Below are 16,892 nucleotides of genomic sequence, written 5' to 3' on the forward strand. Positions count from 1 at the left end.
TATAGCTATTTTGTCCTTTTTAATAAAAATATCCATAAAAATTTCCCTCGAAAAGTGAAAGAAAATTGAAACTTTTTGATACTTTAAGCGTATTACATAGTAGATCGGACTTTATATAGTGGAGGAGAGCTTAAATGACCATTCTAGGATGGATTTTTTGGGGTGTTATCTTATTTCTCATATTGCTGGCAGTGGTTCTACGTCGTTTTGGGGTAAAACGACCAGATGAAAAGAGTGAAACACAACTCCGAGCAGAAGAACATGCAAGAAGCTTATCAAACCTAAACCATTTTGACGGTGGCAATTCATAGTAAACAACACGTAAACCATAACATGGTGTGAATATGTTATGGTTTATTCGTGGTTAATAATAGCAAATAAGGAATACTAACGTTATGTATAATGAAAGGTAGTGAACAGCTTGGTATTTTCACAAGATGATCTAGATAAATGGCAACAAACCTATCCTTTATTAAATAAAATTATGAATTTAGACGCCGTTTTATGGCTAAATCCAAGTATGAAACTTATGAAGGATTTACCTGGAATCCCTATTGATAAAAATGATATAGAAGGTGCTGAACAGTTATGGCAGCGATTTGCTCCATTTTTAGCAAAGGAATTTCCTGAAACAAAAGAAACGAATGGTATCATCGAATCACCGCTAAGAAAGATAGATAAAATGAAAAAAGAATTAGAAAAGGATCATTTTTCATTTTCAGGTGGTGATTTATACTTGAAATGCGATAATGAGCTGCCGATTGCTGGATCGATAAAATCACGAGGTGGTATATATGAGGTTCTGCATTATGCTGAAAATCTTGCAATTGAAGCAGGATTAGTAACCATAAATGACAATTATGAGGTATTTTCAAGTGAAAAATTTAAACAATTTTTTAACCAATTTTCAATTGGCGTTGGTTCTACCGGGAATTTGGGATTAAGTATCGGTATTGTAAGTGCAAATCTTGGTTTTGATGTCTATGTTTATATGTCGGCTGATGCAAAACAATGGAAAAAAGACTTACTTCAAACAAAAGGTGCAAATGTACTTGAGTTCGCAGGTGATTTCAGCGAGGCGATAAAAGCTGGACGAGAAAAAACCATTGCAGATCCTAAAGGATATTTTGTTGATGATGAGGATTCTAAACACTTGTTTTTAGGATATAGTGTCGCAGCGCTCCGTCTGCAAAAACAGTTGGATGATCAGAAAATCCGCGTAGATTCTGAGCACCCTTTGTTTGTCTATTTACCATGTGGAGTAGGTGGATCACCAGGAGGGGTTACATTTGGTTTGAAACAAGTATTTGGCGATCATGTACATTGTTTTTTCGTAGAACCAACCCATTCGCCATCTGTATTAATTGGACTATTGACTGGCAAGATGGAAAAAGTAAGTGTTCAGGATTTTGGTTTGGATAATCGAACAGAAGCTGATGGTTTAGCGGTTGGACGACCATCGAAGTTCGCCACTTCAATTAGCAATCATTTAATAAGTGGGATTTATACAATAGAAGACGATTTATTATATAAATTACTTGCTACGCTTGCGGATAGTGAGAATATTTATCTAGAACCTTCAGCAACAGCTGGTCTGTGGGGTCCAAATAGGGTGTTACATTCCGATTATACAATACAAAAGAATTTAAAAGCTGAAAACGCAACACATATCGCTTGGGCAACTGGCGGAGCGCTTGTACCAGAAGAGGACATGAAGCAATTTTATGAAAAAGGAAAGAAATTAACCAGATAATATACAGAGCTAAATGATTTCAAGGATCATTTAGCTTTTTTCAATTTACCAATATTTTGTAAAATGATAGTATTAAAAGTAATAAAGTACTAAATAAATTAATGGGTGAAGATATGAAAACAATATACATTATAGTAAGCACATTACTTACTTGTGCTCTATTAGCTTTTATCGGACATAACTTTGAAGTAAATTACGTTATTAAAACCGGCTTTAAAATGGGCTTTTTTCTACTTAATATTTGGGTTTTCATTATGTTATTTAAAAGCTTTCATTTCAAAGACCCAATAAACATACATAAAATGGCAAAAAAAGAATGGATGCGATTACTTGTGCTAGGGATCGTATCAGCAAGTATTGTTTTGATTGCCTATATATTTTTACAGCCGTTCCTGGACATGAATAAAATTAAAGCGGACTTGGTAGATAGATTGGGGATTACACCAGTAGGATTCATATTTGTAGGACTCTATGTATCTTTCGGTAATTCATTTCTAGAAGAATATTTTTTTAGAGGCTATATCTTTTTCAATTTGCCAAGAAAATGGGGGTACATGTACAGCCCACTTATATTTTCTGCATATCATATTCCAATGATCATGTTATGGTTTAGTCCTATATTAATTTTTGTGTGCTTTATAGGTTTATGGGTTATTGGTCTAGTATTTCACAAGGTAAATGAAAAAAATAAAACAATCTGGGCATCTTGGATTATACATATATGTGCTGACATTATGATCATTTTAATTGGCTGCACGTTATTTTACTAAATTAAATCAAAAGGAGGCAAAGGAATTTGAATCTTGTAAAAAAATTAATTCATTTATTCGAAGCTGAACGAAATGAAGAACAAGCAATTCCAATGAAAAAATATATGAAGGGCCAGTTTCCTTTTTTGGGCATAAAAACACCTGCAAGAAGTCAGTTAATGAAGCGGTTTAATAAAGAAACTGGTATTTTAAAAGAGCCCTTGCAACAAGAATTTATAGTATCTCTATGGGAAAAAGAAGAACGTGAGTACCAATATGCCGCTCTTGACTACATAGGGAGATCGTTGAAAAAGTTTGAGAAAGACGATCTTGTCCTGATGGAAAAGTTGATAACATCCAAATCATGGTGGGATACAATCGATATGCTTGCGCAAAAACCAGTAGGAAATATAGCAGCAGAATTTCCAGAAGTAATCCCTGAAACAATAGACGGCTGGGCATTTGGAGATGAAATGTGGCTACAAAGATCTGCAATCCTTTTCCAATTAAAATATAAAGATCAAACTGATGAAAAATTACTATATACGTACATAAGTCAAAATGCAGACAGTAAAGAATTCTTTATACAAAAAGCAATCGGCTGGGCTTTAAGGGAATACTCTAAAACAAATCCAGAGTCAGTTAAACAGTTTATTGAGAAAAGCAAGCTTGCGAAATTAAGCGTTCGGGAAGGCAGCAAATATTTGAATAAGATTGCATCAAAATAATAGATAAGAAAAGCGCAAGCGCCTTGGTCAGCCCCGACAAGTTTAAGACGAATCTCTTAGTGATGATTTTTATCACAAAGAGATTTGACTTAAAACCTCAGGCGGGCTAGGGAGCTTGCGCTAGACAGATTAACGCCAAAGCTTTATACTTTCTTTCCTTGTGAAAAATACCCGTTTTTCTTTTAAAAAAGAGAGCGGGTATTTTTATAACAAGTGGCTATGATAGATAATAGTAGACTTTGAATGATTGGGGCTAGGAATAATAATGAATATTATGTATTTGGCTTGGGAATTAATTGCAGGTTTTATTCTACTATTTGTGCTTGTAAAGTTGCTTGGAAAGAAACTGATAAACCAAATTACACCTTTCACATTTATCGCAGCAATTGTATTAGGTGAATTGTTAGGAAATGCTTTATATGATGAAAAAATAGGTGTAAGGTATATCATTTTTTCGATGACTCTATGGGCACTGTTGCTGTTTGCTGTAGAGGTCTTAGGGCAAAAGTTTTTAAAGTTACGTAAAGCTTTTGAAGGGAAGCCATCCGTATTAATACGAAACGGTATAGTGAATAGAGATCAGTTAAAGAAAAATCGAATGAACATTAACCAACTGCAAAGCCTTCTGCGACAATCTGAAACTTTTTCGATACGCGATGTAGCGTATTGTTATTTAGAAGCAAATGGTTCTATTAGTTTACTGAAAAAATCCTCTAAACAAAAGTTGCAACAAGAGGACATAAATCTACCGGCACAATCTGTGTACGTTCCAGTTACACTCATAAGAGACGGAGAATTATTGCGCGATGAATTAGTTGATATCGATCAGAATGAAGAATGGTTAGTGAATCAGCTACAAATGCAAGGTGTTGATGACTATCGAAATGTCTTTCTCGCGGAATGGTTGGAAGGTGACGGGCTGTTTCTTCAGACTTTTGAACAAGTATCTCGGTGATAAGCAGGGCGCAAGTGTTTATGCTGCTTTTTTATCATCACCATTTCCTTCGTTCATTTCCTTTAAATTTTTATGTTTAACGTCCCAGTAATAAACTCGAGGAAATCCCCAATAAATCCAATAATCATGTGCTAAAGAAGCTCCCACAAACAAAATCATTTGCCAATCTAAATGCCTCATAACAAAAACCTCCAGTCGTTACTAGTTATATTGACTAGAAGACTTGTCTAAGAACTAAATATCTTTTTTTGTATGGAAAAGTTCAGATCAAATGGGTAATGGTTTATGGTTACTGGGAAACAATAAGATTAAGATAATTGCTTTTCCAGGGAGGACAGAAAATGCCAGAACTACCAGAAATGGAAACCTACAAAACACTACTTAATCAAAAGATCGGCGGGAATACAATAACAGACGTATTCATAAATCGAACAAAATCAATTAATGTAGAGCCAGAAGATTTTATTAGGATAGTTAAAAATCAAAAAATCGAAACTATCGAAAGAAGGGCAAAGTATTTACTCTTTCATCTTAAAAATGGCTATATTTTAGTACTGCATCTTATGTTAGGTAGCTGGATGTATTATGGAAAAGAGGAAGAAAAGCCAGATCGTACCATCCAGATACAGTTATCATTTGGTAAACTACACCTCTATTTTATTGGCCTAAGGTTAGGATATCTTCATCTTTATTCGCGTGATAAGGTGGAGCAAAAGTTAACCGAATTAGGCCCAGAGCCACTTGATGTAAATTTTTCACTCGATTCTTTTCTAGACCTTATCAACAGTAGAAGGGGTAGAATTAAAACAACCCTGGTGAATCAAAAATTCTTATCAGGGATCGGAAATCGTTATTCTGATGAAATCGCTTGGCATGCACAACTATTGCCGGAACGTAAGATGAATGAACTTAAGGGAAACGAGAAAGTTCAATTTTACAATTCCATACGGATCGTGCTTCAAGAAGCAATCAAATATGGTGGTTACATGGATCAACCCTTATTCAAAGGAGATACCAAAACTGGTGGCTATGATAACAGGACATATGTGTATGGACGTGAAGACGAAGCGTGTAAGAGTTGTGGTGGATCGATTATTAAAGAAAAAATCTCATCACGAAAAACGTTTTACTGCAAGCAATGCCAGACTTAACTTTTGAAGGTGAAGGTGATTTCATGAAACTCGGTAGTCATGTTTCCATAAGGAAAGGCTATTTAGGTGCTGCAAAACAAGCAGCATCCATGAACGCATCTGCATTCCAGTATTTCCCCAAGAACCCTAGAAGTTTATCTGTCAAAGAATTTAGTAAAGAAGATGCACACTTATGTAAGAAGTTTTCTGAGGAGCATGCCCTTGAGTCTATAACCCACACTCCATACCCTACAAATTTAACATCAACGAATGAGAATAAAAAGAATAAGGTTATCCAATCTTTATTAAATGATTTAGAGATTACCGAAGCGTGCGGCTCTATCGGTGCGGTAGTACATTTTGGAAAACTAATTAGCCACGATGAGCCCCTTGCCAGTTATCAACTCATGATTGAAATACTGAATGATGTTCTACGTCAGTGGAATGGAAATTCTAAAATATTACTTGAAAACAATGCGGGAATACCTGGTTCAATCGGAACCACATTGGAAGAGCTTGCCCAAGTCCGTAATTTATGTGAACAACCTGGAAAGATAGGTTTCTGTCTCGACACATGCCATGCTTTTGCTAGCGGACTATGGAATGGTGAAAATTGGAATGAAATCTTAGAAAAAGGAATGGAACTTGGATACTTTGATCATTTAGACGTAATCCATTTTAATAACTCAAAATATGAGACCGGATCAGGAAAGGATCGTCATGCTAATATTTTGGGACCGGGATACATAACAGAAGCACAATTTCACCAGCTAATAAAAACCCCACAATTAGAAGATATCCCATTTATCTTGGAAACACCAAAGGATGAGATATCACATAAAGAAGAAATAAAGTTATTGCTAGAAAAATGGGGTGGATAGATATGTTTTAAAAATGACGAATGACACAATTATACTGAATATCTAAGTCAATGACACAAAAATATTTAAGATGTTAGTGTTGAATTTTAATATATAACCTTTAACTATTGCTTTAGAGGCTAATATTCCATATCTTCATACCTGTTGTCTTGTTAACATCAAAACTATTTCTTTATAAGCTAACAAAAAACTAAGAGTACAACCAATGTGAATTGTGTTAGCAATGTCTGAACGAAGCAATCTGATTCTACATTTCAACTTGCATACACATAAAAATACTGAATGAATTGGAATAGTTGGAACGCCGTATGCGATGAAAGTCGCACGTACGGCGTGGGCAGAGGGAAAAGGGGACGATAATTTCAAATCCTTACCTATCTGCATAATAAGACATATGGAGCTAACGATGCAAGTTTGTTTCAAGGGAACTCCTGTTATTGAATTGTATGGACCAACACATAGGCTAGTCAACCTGGGCTTTATATTCTCTTGAAATAAGCTTGTTAGATTATCTTACATAAAAATAGTGTTGCATTGAAAAGTCTTGTATAATCATGGAAAGAGCAAACGTGAGGTGAAATATGACAGGTGAATCTTCCTATAAAGACAGAAAAGTAATAACAATAGGAATAGTCAGTGAATTAACTGGACTAACAATAAGACAAATTAGGTATTATGAGGAGAGAAAGCTAGTTTTTCCAGAAAGATCAGAACGGGGTAATCGGAAATTTTCCTTTAATGATGTAGAGCAACTAATCAATATTGCTGACAAACGAGAAGAAGGAGTGCAGACTTTTGAGATTCGTCAGGACATGTTGAAAGCGAAAAGAAAGAAAGGTGACACCCAATTAAGAGACGAAATGCTGCGTGGGCAAATTAATGCCCAGTTTGGAACAAAGAAAAGATAGATAGATCCTTCCTTCCCAAAATTTTTTCGACCCTTTCATCTTGTAGCCAAGAATTGTATAGGCTGCATATTTTTTCGTCTCATGTTCATTTCGAATCGCTTCGATTTCACCAATAGAACAACCACCCGATGATATTTATTTTATTCCATCAAAAAAATAAACTGTGAAGTAAGAGCCATATATTCTCTCACTTACACAGTTAGTTTATACTCCTTTTGTAGCAGTCATTTGCTTTTATCGAAATGTTTTCTGTTTAAATTTTCCAATCTGAACATTTACCCTAGAACATAAAATTTCTTAAGCACTGGATTTATCATGCGATTGAGGGATATTCTCTGGGTACCCGTAACCACCGTGTTCACTTAAATCAAGACCAACAATTTCTTCTTCTTTCGATACACGCAGGCCACCCATGACTTTATCCATCACTTTAAGGATGATAAACGCTACTACGAACGCATAAAGGCCGCTGGTGACGACACCCAATGTTTGAACGCCCAATTGTGTAAATCCGCCGCCATAAAATAAACCGGCCTGTCCAACGGTGGCTAATTGAGGTGTTGCAAATAGACCATTTGACAATGTTCCCCATACACCTACCACACCATGAACAGATAAGGCAAAGATAGGGTCATCAATTTTAGCTTTATCAAAGAATCTTATACTAAAGAAAACAATTAGTCCACCAACTAAACCAATTAAGATTGCTGCCCAGGGTTCTACAAAAGCACATGAAGCGGTAATGGCAACGAGCCCTGCTAGAGTACCATTTAACGTAGTAGGAACATCTACCTTTCCTGTTACAGTCCATACCACAAGTACCGCACCAATCGCACCCGCACCTGCAGCCAGTTGTGTATTAAGAGCAACATAGCCAAAAAATGCATCAGCAACCCCAAACGTACTTCCGGCATTAAATCCAAACCAGCCTATCCAAAGAATAAGCACACCTAAAGCACCGAATACCTGATTGTGACCTGTTACTTCATTGGAAGTACCATCTTTATTATATTTGCCAATACGCGGTTTTAATATTATCGTCGCAGCTAATGCAGCCATAGCCCCTGTAAGGTGTACAACGGTAGAACCTGCAAAGTCTTGTTTTCCGTGGTCAGCTAACCATCCGCCACCCCAGATCCAGTGGGCAACCACTGGATAAATCAGAATTGAAAATAACACTGCGAAAATAACATAAGCGGATAGCTTTGCCCTTTCAGCAAAACCACCGAATGCAATAGTCATAGCAATTGCAGCAAACGCTAATTGGAAAAAGAAGTCAGTAGATCCGGCTAAACCTTTTCCCATTGTTGTTGCATCACCATAAAAGAAATTTGACAAACCTATGAATGCATTTCCTTCACCATAAATCAGTCCGTAACCGAATGCCCAAAAGATTATAGAAACAATACCCACTGTAAATACGGTTTTACTTGCAATATGGCCGGCATTTTTCATTCGTACCGAGCCAGCCTCAAGTAAAATAAACCCGCCCTGCATCAGTAAAACTAAAATTGTACAAATGACAACCCACACATTATTCATTAGAAAAATTGTATCCATATAAACCAAGTCCCTCCGTGTAATGTTAAGTAAACCTTTTGCTAAATATAAAGTTACCAAACTTAAAATTTTCAGGCAACTACCTTGTGAGATAACCTAACACGGTATTTTGAAAAAGGAAATGGCAATTAATCCTGATAGAAACTTGGTATTGAAAATTTGCGTTCAACTTTTATAAAAGGGTTTATTCCTTCCCAATAAATATATCTATAAAAAAAGAACCGGAAAACATCTGGCTCTGTGAATAAAATAATTTGCCTAATATATAATTGGTGTAATATTGGTAGTGAGGTGATTAAAATGTATAAGGATAAGAAACAACGTAATTATGCAAAAGTGCAGGAAAAAGTAAAAGAACTTCCGTGGTACGTTGGTGAGTACATAGATAAAAAGCGACGAAAATTGTCATCCGCATCACTATTAAACTATTGCCACGATTTCAATATTTTCTTTGACTGGTTATTGGCCGAAGGTTACTCTAAAGGTTCACGTAAGGAAGTCCCACTTGACGTACTAGAAAAGCTAACCGTTCAACAACTGGAAGATTTCTTATCTTTTTTAGAGTTTAAACTTGAGAATTCACCAATAACCATCAATAGAAAATTGTCTGCTTTAAAATCGTTGTACTGCTATTAGGATCGGGACTTAGACTAGCTGAAATTACTGGTCTGGATTTGGATGATATCGACTGGAAAAAGAACACAGTTCGAGTTATAAGAAAAGGAAATAAAGAACAGTATGTTTATGTTAGTGATCAAGCCACATTTGATTTAAAAGAATATATCACTATTCGTAAAGAAAAGTACGAGGTTAATAAAAGCATCAAAGCCTTATTTATTGTCTCTATTAATAAAAGTAGCTTAATTCAGTATTTTTGTGTCACTCGTCAAAAAAAGAAGTTATAACGACTTTATTTTAATTTATTTCTTCTAGTTTACATAATCTTTCTTATAGGAAGTCATATAAAAATACAAATTTACTGTCTCATAACTAAGTATACTTGTGATATTGAGATAATCAAAAAAATCTCATGCTACAACTTATAACTCATAGCATGAGATTTTTCATCTAATTTCCAATATATTTCGCTGCTGGTCTGAAAATCGTATTGTTTTTTGTTTGTTCAATTACATGTGCAGACCATCCAACAACTCGGCTGGAGCTAAATATAGCTGTAAATAATTCTGGATCTATATTCAACGATTTCATAATTGCAGCTGCATAATATTCTACATTTGTGTATAACTTTTGATTTGGTTTGTATTCTTTCAAAATATTAATCGTTTGTATTTCCGTTTCTAATGCTAATTCGATCCATTCAGGTATATTCTTTAGCTTTAAAATTATTGCTTTTAAGGCTTCTGCACGCGGATCAACTGTTTTGTAAACACGATGCCCAAATCCCATTATCCTCTCTTTATTTTCAAGTTTCTTGTGAATTATTTCACATATATTTTCTTTTGTTCCAATTTCATAAAGTAAATCAATAACACCAGATGGTGCACCACCATATAATGGTCCTTTCATGGTACCGATTGCGCTTGTAATTGCTGATATAGGATCACTTTGAGTAGATATGGTGACTCGTGCTGCAAATGTTGATGCATTTAATCCATGTTCCATTGTCATGATTAGATATGCTTCAAGCATTTTCACATGTGTAGCATTTACATCACCTGTAAGCATATACATGAAATTTTCTACATGATTTAGATTATTATTAGGTTTCATGAAAACTAACTTTCGTGATTGTCTATAACGATACGCGATAATCGTAGGCATTACTGCGATTAGTTGAATAGCATTTTCAAGATTATTGCCTTGTTGTGGTGTAACGGAAGATATGGCTGTTCTCAATACATCCATCATTGTTTGCTCCGTGGGTAATTGATCTATGATATGTTGAACAGTAATTGGTAAATCACGATATTTTTTCAATTTAGCTCGAAATTCTTCTAACTCTTCGTGAGATGGAATTATACCATGCAATAAAAAGAATGCAGTTTCCTCAAAAGTATAATTTTGAACAACTGACTGAATCTCCATGCCACGATAAGTTAAGATGCCATTTTCTCCATCAATCTTACATAATTCAGTTTCAACAGCAACTACACCTTTTAAACCTGGTTGATACATAACAAACTCCCCTTCCCTATCTAATTCAAGTATAAATGACATAAATGATGATTAAAATTTAATTATATTTAGTATAATAATAAGTAAATTTTATTAATGGGGTGCGACAATGGATACGAACACGTTGCGAACATTTATATTAGCTGCGGAACATGAAAATTTCAGGGTAGTTGCAGAAAAAATGGATATCACCCAACCTGCAGTAACCTTTCAAATACGGCAACTTGAAAAAGAACTAGGAGATAAATTATTTATTAAAAATGGAAGGAATATAGCTTTATCTGAACTTGGTAGATTGTTTTATTTGGAAGCAAAGGAACTTGTTGCACAGTACGAAAAAAGTATAAAGAAAGTTATTCGGTATCAACAGGGCTATCATAAAACAATACGTATAGCAATTTCGCCTTTGCTGGCGGATACTATTCTTCCAAGCATTTTACGGGAATATACGAGAAATTATCCGTCCGTTGAAATGTCTATTCAAGTGCTGGAATCAAACCAAATATCTACAGTGATTGAAAAAGGAGAAGTTGATATAGGGCTCTCCTGTTTAAAGGGTTCTAGTATGATAAATTCAACCAAGTTCCATGAGGAATCAGTAAGTCTTGTTTGTAGTCATGATGGATATGATTCAGAATCAGGTCCAATTATTGACGCACAAGAGCTATTAGAGAATAAAATTATTTTTTCGGATAATCACCCAGTATACTGGAATGAATTTAAAGAACAGCTTAAGGTTAAGTTAACATCCTATAAATTCATGCGTGTAAATCAGTCTCATATAACCAAACGATTTGTATTAGAAGGTATTGGAGTAAGTTTCTTACCCAAATCAATTATTAATCGTGAATTAATAGAAGGCAGATTACTTGAAGTTCCAGTTCCTTTTTTGAAATTACCGCAAGCTAGTATGTATATCCTTTATAAATATGAACATCAAATTGAAAATGATTTTGTAAAGTTTGTATCGAATTACCATTTTGGGTGATCAACTAAAAGTTCACTTAAAAAGAATGCACCATGGATTTTCCATTAATCGGTGATTTACATAAATTACACTTTTTAGTAAATAATAAACCTATCTTGTACTGTCAAGGAGGTTATTTTATGAAGGAAGAAAAGAAAATTTATCTAACATCTGCCGAAATTGCTTCTCTTTGGACTGCGTATATGAATGATAGTATGTCTAAAACTGTTTTAAGTTTTATGCTAAAACATATTAAAGATCCAAACATAAAACCAATTATCCAAACCGCCCATGATATTTCATCCAATCATCTGGAACAATTACATGTTATTTTCGAAAATGAAGACTACGCTGTTCCAAATGGTTTTACCGAACAAGACGTAAACATGAACGCACCATGGCTTTTTTCTGATTCATTTTGTTTAACGTATGTAAATCACATGACAAAAGTGGGAATGTTAGGATACAGTGGGTTTGTCGCTATGAGTTCTAAAGAAGAAATACGAAATTATTTTATACAAGGTTTATCAGAAACAGTTAATCTTTTTAATCAATCGAGCGAAGTCGCCCTTTCAAAAGGAATAAATTCTAGACATCCTTATATTGAAGTACCTAAAGAAACCGATTATGTGGACAGCAAAAAATATATGGCTGGATTGAATCCATTTAGCGAAAAACGACCATTAAACGCTATTGAAATCTCTCATTTGTATATGAATGTACTTACAAACGAAATGGGAGCAAAATTGTGTCTATGTTTTGCTCAAACCTCTCCACTCAAAGAAGTACAGGAGCATATGATACGGGCAAAAGAAATCTCACAAAAACATATTAAAATTTTTGTTTCTACACTGATGAAGGACGATATTCAAACACCACATAGTCCTGATGTAAGTATAAGCGACTCAACGACGCAAACATTCTCAGATAAGTTATTAATGTTTCATATCTCGCTCATCAGTTCATCAGGAGTAGGAAACTATGCCACTTCCTCGTCGGCTAGTCAGCGAAACGATTTAGCGGTTAATTATGAACGGTTATCGTTAGAAGTTGCTAAACTTGCAAAAAGCGGGGCTGATATCATGATTAAACACAATTGGCTTGAACAACCACCAGGAACAAAAGATCGAGAAAAGTTAGCCAGAGAAAAAAGCTGATCGACTAAGGTCAGCTTTTTTCTATCCTTTATAATCCTATATAATGGCTTAAAAACGTTTATTCCGTATCAACTTTATTTAATGGCCTTTCAGCTGGCCCTTCTACAACTTGGCCAGTATCTACTGAATCACGCCAATATGGCTCAGGGAATTGAGGCATTTTTGTATGTTCTGTCATATCATTATTCTCCTTCATTCACACAAGTATATATAGGTTTAGCACTCTACTCTCCTATTATTCATCGCGTAAAGAAAGGAATCATTATTTTGAGCTATCATCATGGCACGGGATATCAAATGCGCTAGTAGCATTTCTAACAGCATTCATCACTGCATGTTCAACAACCTGACATGCTAACATACTTAAGACATTTAAGTCTGTTGTAACTTGATTTGTTGTCAAAGTAAAAAGCGTATCACCATCTACTAAGGTATGGGATGGTCTAATTGTTCTGGCATATCCATCGTGTGCAATCATTGCAATTTTATTTGCTTGGGATTTCGTTAATTTGGCGTTTGTCATAATAGAACCAATTGTCGTATTACCTGAAAAACGATTAGTGGAATTACATTCTAGCTGTGCAAGCAATTGCTCATCACTTTTCAGAAAAATTCCTTTAGATCGATTGTAAACTCCAGCGAGTATTTGGTTCTTTGTAGGATCAATAACATCACCAAAAGCATTTACAGCAACTGTGGCGCCTATCTGTAAATCGCCAATTTCCAAAGCATAACTTCCAATCCCTCCACGCATTACATAATCATAACCTAAACATTTCCCCACAATCGCCCCTGTTCCCGCCCCGACACTTCCTTGACGAAATGGTTCATTGGAATATGCATTAACACATGCCTCATATCCCATTTTGAGATCAGGTCGTATCGCAGGATCTCCTGGATATAAATCAAACAAAATTGCTCCAGATACGATAGGAACCTTTGTCACTTGGACGTCAAAGCCAATACTTTTCCCTTCTAAAAATTGCATCATACCAGTGCCGACATCAAGTCCAAACGCACTCCCGCCTGACAGAAAAATTCCATGTACTTCTTCCACAAGATTATCTGATTTTAGGGCATCAGTTTCACGTGTTCCAGGAGCTCCACCACGAACTTCAACACCACCAACTGCACCATTCTCACAAATAATAACGCTACAACCCGTTAACGCATGATCATTTTGTGCGTGCCCAAATCGAAATCCTTCTAGTTCTTGGATATGAATTTCTTTCATCTTTTAACATCCCTTCTGCGTTTTAATTAATAAATGACAGGTAATATGACATATACAGGCCTAAATCAAGGAGTGATCAAATGGTAAAAAGCATCATAGTAAGTGGGATTGTTCAAGGTGTGGGATTTCGCTACGCAACAAAACAGAGTGCCGATGTTCTAAACCTTAAGGGCTGGGTTAAAAATAATGCAGATGGCACGGTGCAAATACATGTTGATGGAGAAAGTGACCAAATTCAAAAGTTTATTATAGCGATCAAAAATAACCCCACGCAATTTGCCCAAGTTAACCATATTCATGTTACAGAACTTGATAATAAAGAAACTTATCAGGATTTTACAATAAAATAGTATATAAATATAGCCGCTATTATCAAATAGCGGCTTCATTATTATCGGTCTTCAAAAAATTTACGGTTCATTTCAATGTATTCATTTTCTTCTTCCGGAGTTTCATCCTCCATATATATAGCCTCAACAGGGCAAACAGCTTCACATGCTCCACAATCAATACAAATATCTGGATCTATGAAAAACATATCTTTTCCTTCTTCTATACAATCAACAGGGCAAACTTCGACACATTCGCCTGCTTTTTCATCTTTGCAAGGTGATGTAATAACAAAAGCCATCACTATTTCCTCCTCTATGGTAATAAATTCTTTTTTATAGGAATAAACATATCAATGCAACTAATAAAGGGTGCAATATAGTTGTGATGATTATGTACGTATGATAATTGCATTCCTCTTTATCATATAGTCATTATTTTACAGAACAACTTGTATTCTTTCAAGTTATATTCGTAATTGGAAGGAGAAAATACTGATGCAAATTATGATTCGTCAAAGCGACACACTATGGTATTATAGTCAATTATTCGATGTTCCACTTGTGTTAATAGAACAGTCAAATCGTGGATTAAATCCCCAGAATATGTCTATTGGTCAACAAATACAAATTCCTGGATTTATCTTAAATCAACACACGATAGAAGCAAATGATACGTTTTGGCAACTTTCTTCCCAATATAATGTTCCTATGGATGCCTTATTACTCGTAAATCAAACAATCAATCCAACAAAACTCGTAATAGGATCGACTGTTTCTATTCCTTATCGTGTGCGCGATCTTTTGGTACAAGATGTTACGAACTACACATATGAAAAAATGGTTAATGATATTGAAAGGTTATCTTCTGTATATCCGTTTCTTGTCGAGCAGAATATTGGAAACTCTGTAATGGGAAAAAATTTAATAGAATTGCGTGTAGGAATTGGACCAAAACGTGTTCATGCAAACGGTTCTTTCCATGCAAATGAGTGGATCACAACTCCAATTATTATGAAGTTTGCTAATGAATATCTATTGGCATTAACTAATAGCAACACCATTCGTGGAATGAATATGCTGCCGTTTTTTATGGAGACCTTTTTTTCCATCGTTCCTATGGTAAATCCGGATGGTGTGAACTTAGTATTAAACGGGGTCCCCGAAGAACCTTTTTTTGCGGAACAAGTGTTAGAAATAAATAACCAGAGTCGGGATTTTTCAGGATGGAAAGCAAATATAAACGGTGTTGATCTAAATAACCAATACCCTGCACTATGGGAAATCGAAGCGAATAGAAAACCCTCCAGTCCAGCACCTAGAGATTATCCAGGACCATATCCATTGTCAGAGCCAGAGTCTACTGCATTGGCTGAATTAACAAACGCACGCAATTTTGCACGGGTTAACGCGTTTCATACACAAGGGGAAGTAATTTATTGGGGTTTTGAAGGACTAGAACCTCCTATTTCTGAAGTGATTGTAAACGAATATGCACGTGTTAGTGGGTATGAGCCAATTCAATATGTAGATAGTTATGCAGGTTATAAGGACTGGTTTATCCAAGAATACCAGAGGCCTGGTTTCACCATTGAGCTAGGTAGTGGCACAAATCCACTACCAATCAGTCAGTTTGATGAAATATATGAGGAAAGTTTAGGAATCTTTCTAGCTAATTTATATCTATAAAACAATGGTATTAATCCCATAAACAAGTAATAGAATGCTTGTCTCCACTCGATTCTATTAAATATACGTCGGGATTATTTAAGTTTTTCCATTCATCAAATCCGATTGTCTGATCAAATCTTTTTAACATTAACGAGATTAGATTACCGTGGCTTACTAGGATTACATTATTCATGTTTTCATTTTGATTTACAGATTCAAAAACAGCATTACCTCTTGTAATAGCGTCATTAGCAGATTCGCCCCCGGGTAATTTAAAATCTAATTCGTTGAATGACTGTTCTAAAACTTCCATCCAATCATCAACTGGTTCATTGCTTAAAATCCGTTCTTGTAATCGATCATCAATTTCTACTTTTAGGCTATTTGATTCCGCAAAAGGTTTGATACTTTCAATCGCACGTAAATAAGGACTAGAAATTATGCCATCAATAGCTACATTTTGTCTATCAAAAAAACGTGAAAGCAATACTGCTTGTCGCATCCCTACAGTAGTCAATGGCGAATCTTTATGTTGTCCTTCCGCCAGACAATGGCGTACTAGAAAAATTTTTTTCAATGCGATTCAGCCCCTTAATAAAAATATTTTAGCTTTATAAACACAAATTATTGAAAATAGTAAGTAAATTATATCATTAATAGAATAAATATTATATAACTTTATCAAAATAATTGTCGATTATATTTGAAAAACTTCACTTATTCCAACGTTCTGA

20 protein-coding genes are annotated in these 16,892 nt (G+C 35.2%); 14 read left to right on the forward strand and 6 right to left on the reverse strand.

What is annotated here, in order from left to right; genetic code table 11:
- Positions 1–134: 134 nt before the first annotated feature.
- The 5 genes from LG329_RS01220 (at position 135) to LG329_RS01240 (ending at position 4,185) form a co-directional block, all read left to right on the forward strand.
- Positions 135–311, forward strand: a complete 177-nt coding sequence (locus tag LG329_RS01220) for a hypothetical protein (RefSeq protein ID WP_404452757.1) — start codon at positions 135–137, stop codon at positions 309–311.
- Positions 312–421: 110 nt separating this feature from the next.
- A complete protein-coding gene (locus tag LG329_RS01225; protein ID WP_404452759.1) occupies positions 422–1,753 on the forward strand; it encodes a D-serine ammonia-lyase in 1,332 nt (443 codons plus the stop codon).
- Between the two features lie 113 nt (positions 1,754–1,866).
- Positions 1,867–2,523, forward strand: a complete 657-nt coding sequence (locus LG329_RS01230) for a CPBP family intramembrane glutamic endopeptidase (RefSeq protein WP_404452760.1) — start codon at positions 1,867–1,869, stop codon at positions 2,521–2,523.
- 26 nt (positions 2,524–2,549) lie between these two features.
- Positions 2,550–3,230 (forward strand): DNA alkylation repair protein, encoded by a 681-nt coding sequence (locus LG329_RS01235; protein ID WP_404452762.1) that lies wholly within the window; start codon positions 2,550–2,552, stop codon positions 3,228–3,230.
- Between the two features lie 265 nt (positions 3,231–3,495).
- On the forward strand, positions 3,496–4,185 hold the full coding sequence (locus LG329_RS01240; RefSeq protein ID WP_404452764.1) for a DUF421 domain-containing protein: 690 nt from the start codon (positions 3,496–3,498) through the stop codon (positions 4,183–4,185).
- An 18-nt stretch (positions 4,186–4,203) separates the two neighbouring features.
- Here LG329_RS01240 and LG329_RS01245 read toward each other — a convergent pair whose 3' ends face one another.
- Positions 4,204–4,365 (reverse strand): hypothetical protein, encoded by a 162-nt coding sequence (locus LG329_RS01245; protein WP_404452765.1) that lies wholly within the window; start codon positions 4,363–4,365, stop codon positions 4,204–4,206.
- Positions 4,366–4,526: 161 nt separating this feature from the next.
- On the opposite strand from LG329_RS01245, the gene mutM reads away from it, so the two are divergent.
- The 3 genes from mutM (at position 4,527) to LG329_RS01260 (ending at position 7,104) form a co-directional block, all read left to right on the forward strand.
- A complete protein-coding gene (mutM, locus tag LG329_RS01250) occupies positions 4,527–5,336 on the forward strand; it encodes a DNA-formamidopyrimidine glycosylase (RefSeq protein WP_404452767.1) in 810 nt (269 codons plus the stop codon).
- 23 nt (positions 5,337–5,359) lie between these two features.
- Positions 5,360–6,196, forward strand: a complete 837-nt coding sequence (locus tag LG329_RS01255; RefSeq protein WP_404452769.1) for a deoxyribonuclease IV — start codon at positions 5,360–5,362, stop codon at positions 6,194–6,196.
- 581 nt (positions 6,197–6,777) lie between these two features.
- Positions 6,778–7,104 carry a MerR family transcriptional regulator gene (locus LG329_RS01260; protein ID WP_404452770.1) on the forward strand — a complete coding sequence of 109 codons (327 nt, stop codon included), beginning with the start codon at positions 6,778–6,780 and terminating at the stop codon, positions 7,102–7,104.
- Between the two features lie 297 nt (positions 7,105–7,401).
- On the opposite strand, the gene LG329_RS01265 is transcribed toward LG329_RS01260, so the two are convergent.
- Positions 7,402–8,664: an ammonium transporter gene (locus LG329_RS01265; protein ID WP_404452771.1), complete on the reverse strand. Its 1,263-nt coding sequence runs from the start codon at positions 8,662–8,664 to the stop codon at positions 7,402–7,404.
- Positions 8,665–8,964: 300 nt separating this feature from the next.
- On the opposite strand from LG329_RS01265, the gene LG329_RS01270 reads away from it, so the two are divergent.
- Positions 8,965–9,300, forward strand: coding sequence for a hypothetical protein (locus LG329_RS01270; protein ID WP_404452772.1), 336 nt, complete (start codon positions 8,965–8,967; stop codon positions 9,298–9,300).
- A gap of 38 nt (positions 9,301–9,338) precedes the next feature.
- Positions 9,339–9,569: a hypothetical protein gene (locus LG329_RS01275; protein ID WP_404452773.1), complete on the forward strand. Its 231-nt coding sequence runs from the start codon at positions 9,339–9,341 to the stop codon at positions 9,567–9,569.
- Between the two features lie 163 nt (positions 9,570–9,732).
- Here the strand turns inward: LG329_RS01275 and LG329_RS01280 are convergent, their stop codons facing one another.
- Complete coding sequence (locus LG329_RS01280) at positions 9,733–10,800, reverse strand: citrate/2-methylcitrate synthase (protein ID WP_404452774.1); 1,068 nt, start codon at positions 10,798–10,800, stop codon at positions 9,733–9,735.
- Between the two features lie 109 nt (positions 10,801–10,909).
- Between LG329_RS01280 and LG329_RS01285 the strand changes: the two genes are divergently transcribed.
- Positions 10,910–11,788 carry a LysR family transcriptional regulator gene (locus LG329_RS01285; protein ID WP_404452775.1) on the forward strand — a complete coding sequence of 293 codons (879 nt, stop codon included), beginning with the start codon at positions 10,910–10,912 and terminating at the stop codon, positions 11,786–11,788.
- 119 nt (positions 11,789–11,907) lie between these two features.
- Positions 11,908–12,924 carry a DUF3231 family protein gene (locus tag LG329_RS01290; RefSeq protein WP_404452776.1) on the forward strand — a complete coding sequence of 339 codons (1,017 nt, stop codon included), beginning with the start codon at positions 11,908–11,910 and terminating at the stop codon, positions 12,922–12,924.
- 262 nt (positions 12,925–13,186) lie between these two features.
- On the opposite strand, the gene LG329_RS01295 is transcribed toward LG329_RS01290, so the two are convergent.
- Positions 13,187–14,158: a P1 family peptidase gene (locus LG329_RS01295; RefSeq protein WP_404452777.1), complete on the reverse strand. Its 972-nt coding sequence runs from the start codon at positions 14,156–14,158 to the stop codon at positions 13,187–13,189.
- An 80-nt stretch (positions 14,159–14,238) separates the two neighbouring features.
- Here LG329_RS01295 and LG329_RS01300 point away from each other — a divergent pair, with 80 nt between their 5' ends.
- Complete coding sequence (locus LG329_RS01300) at positions 14,239–14,508, forward strand: acylphosphatase (RefSeq protein ID WP_404452778.1); 270 nt, start codon at positions 14,239–14,241, stop codon at positions 14,506–14,508.
- Between the two features lie 41 nt (positions 14,509–14,549).
- Here LG329_RS01300 and LG329_RS01305 read toward each other — a convergent pair whose 3' ends face one another.
- On the reverse strand, positions 14,550–14,789 hold the full coding sequence (locus LG329_RS01305; RefSeq protein WP_404452779.1) for a DUF362 domain-containing protein: 240 nt from the start codon (positions 14,787–14,789) through the stop codon (positions 14,550–14,552).
- A gap of 196 nt (positions 14,790–14,985) precedes the next feature.
- Between LG329_RS01305 and LG329_RS01310 the strand changes: the two genes are divergently transcribed.
- Positions 14,986–16,176, forward strand: coding sequence for a M14 family metallopeptidase (locus LG329_RS01310; RefSeq protein WP_404452780.1), 1,191 nt, complete (start codon positions 14,986–14,988; stop codon positions 16,174–16,176).
- A 10-nt stretch (positions 16,177–16,186) separates the two neighbouring features.
- Here LG329_RS01310 and LG329_RS01315 read toward each other — a convergent pair whose 3' ends face one another.
- A complete protein-coding gene (locus tag LG329_RS01315) occupies positions 16,187–16,735 on the reverse strand; it encodes a histidine phosphatase family protein (RefSeq protein ID WP_404452781.1) in 549 nt (182 codons plus the stop codon).
- Between the last annotated feature and the right edge of the window lie 157 nt (positions 16,736–16,892).

This window comes from Virgibacillus necropolis (genome assembly GCF_044793635.1).
Classification (GTDB): Bacteria; Bacillota; Bacilli; order Bacillales; family Amphibacillaceae; genus Virgibacillus_F; species Virgibacillus_F necropolis_A.

Coding starts and splice junctions, on each gene's coding strand:
- LG329_RS01220 (WP_404452757.1), top strand. CDS start 135: ATGACCATTCTAGGATGGATTTTTTGGGGTGTTATCTTATTTCTCATA.
- LG329_RS01230 (WP_404452760.1), top strand. CDS start 1,867: ATGAAAACAATATACATTATAGTAAGCACATTACTTACTTGTGCTCTA.
- LG329_RS01240 (WP_404452764.1), top strand. CDS start 3,496: ATGAATATTATGTATTTGGCTTGGGAATTAATTGCAGGTTTTATTCTA.
- LG329_RS01245 (WP_404452765.1), bottom strand. CDS start 4,365: ATGAGGCATTTAGATTGGCAAATGATTTTGTTTGTGGGAGCTTCTTTA.
- mutM (WP_404452767.1), top strand. CDS start 4,527: ATGCCAGAACTACCAGAAATGGAAACCTACAAAACACTACTTAATCAA.
- LG329_RS01255 (WP_404452769.1), top strand. CDS start 5,360: ATGAAACTCGGTAGTCATGTTTCCATAAGGAAAGGCTATTTAGGTGCT.
- LG329_RS01260 (WP_404452770.1), top strand. CDS start 6,778: ATGACAGGTGAATCTTCCTATAAAGACAGAAAAGTAATAACAATAGGA.
- LG329_RS01265 (WP_404452771.1), bottom strand. CDS start 8,664: ATGGATACAATTTTTCTAATGAATAATGTGTGGGTTGTCATTTGTACA.
- LG329_RS01270 (WP_404452772.1), top strand. CDS start 8,965: ATGTATAAGGATAAGAAACAACGTAATTATGCAAAAGTGCAGGAAAAA.
- LG329_RS01280 (WP_404452774.1), bottom strand. CDS start 10,800: ATGTATCAACCAGGTTTAAAAGGTGTAGTTGCTGTTGAAACTGAATTA.
- LG329_RS01285 (WP_404452775.1), top strand. CDS start 10,910: ATGGATACGAACACGTTGCGAACATTTATATTAGCTGCGGAACATGAA.
- LG329_RS01290 (WP_404452776.1), top strand. CDS start 11,908: ATGAAGGAAGAAAAGAAAATTTATCTAACATCTGCCGAAATTGCTTCT.
- LG329_RS01295 (WP_404452777.1), bottom strand. CDS start 14,158: ATGAAAGAAATTCATATCCAAGAACTAGAAGGATTTCGATTTGGGCAC.
- LG329_RS01300 (WP_404452778.1), top strand. CDS start 14,239: ATGGTAAAAAGCATCATAGTAAGTGGGATTGTTCAAGGTGTGGGATTT.
- LG329_RS01305 (WP_404452779.1), bottom strand. CDS start 14,789: ATGGCTTTTGTTATTACATCACCTTGCAAAGATGAAAAAGCAGGCGAA.
- LG329_RS01310 (WP_404452780.1), top strand. CDS start 14,986: ATGCAAATTATGATTCGTCAAAGCGACACACTATGGTATTATAGTCAA.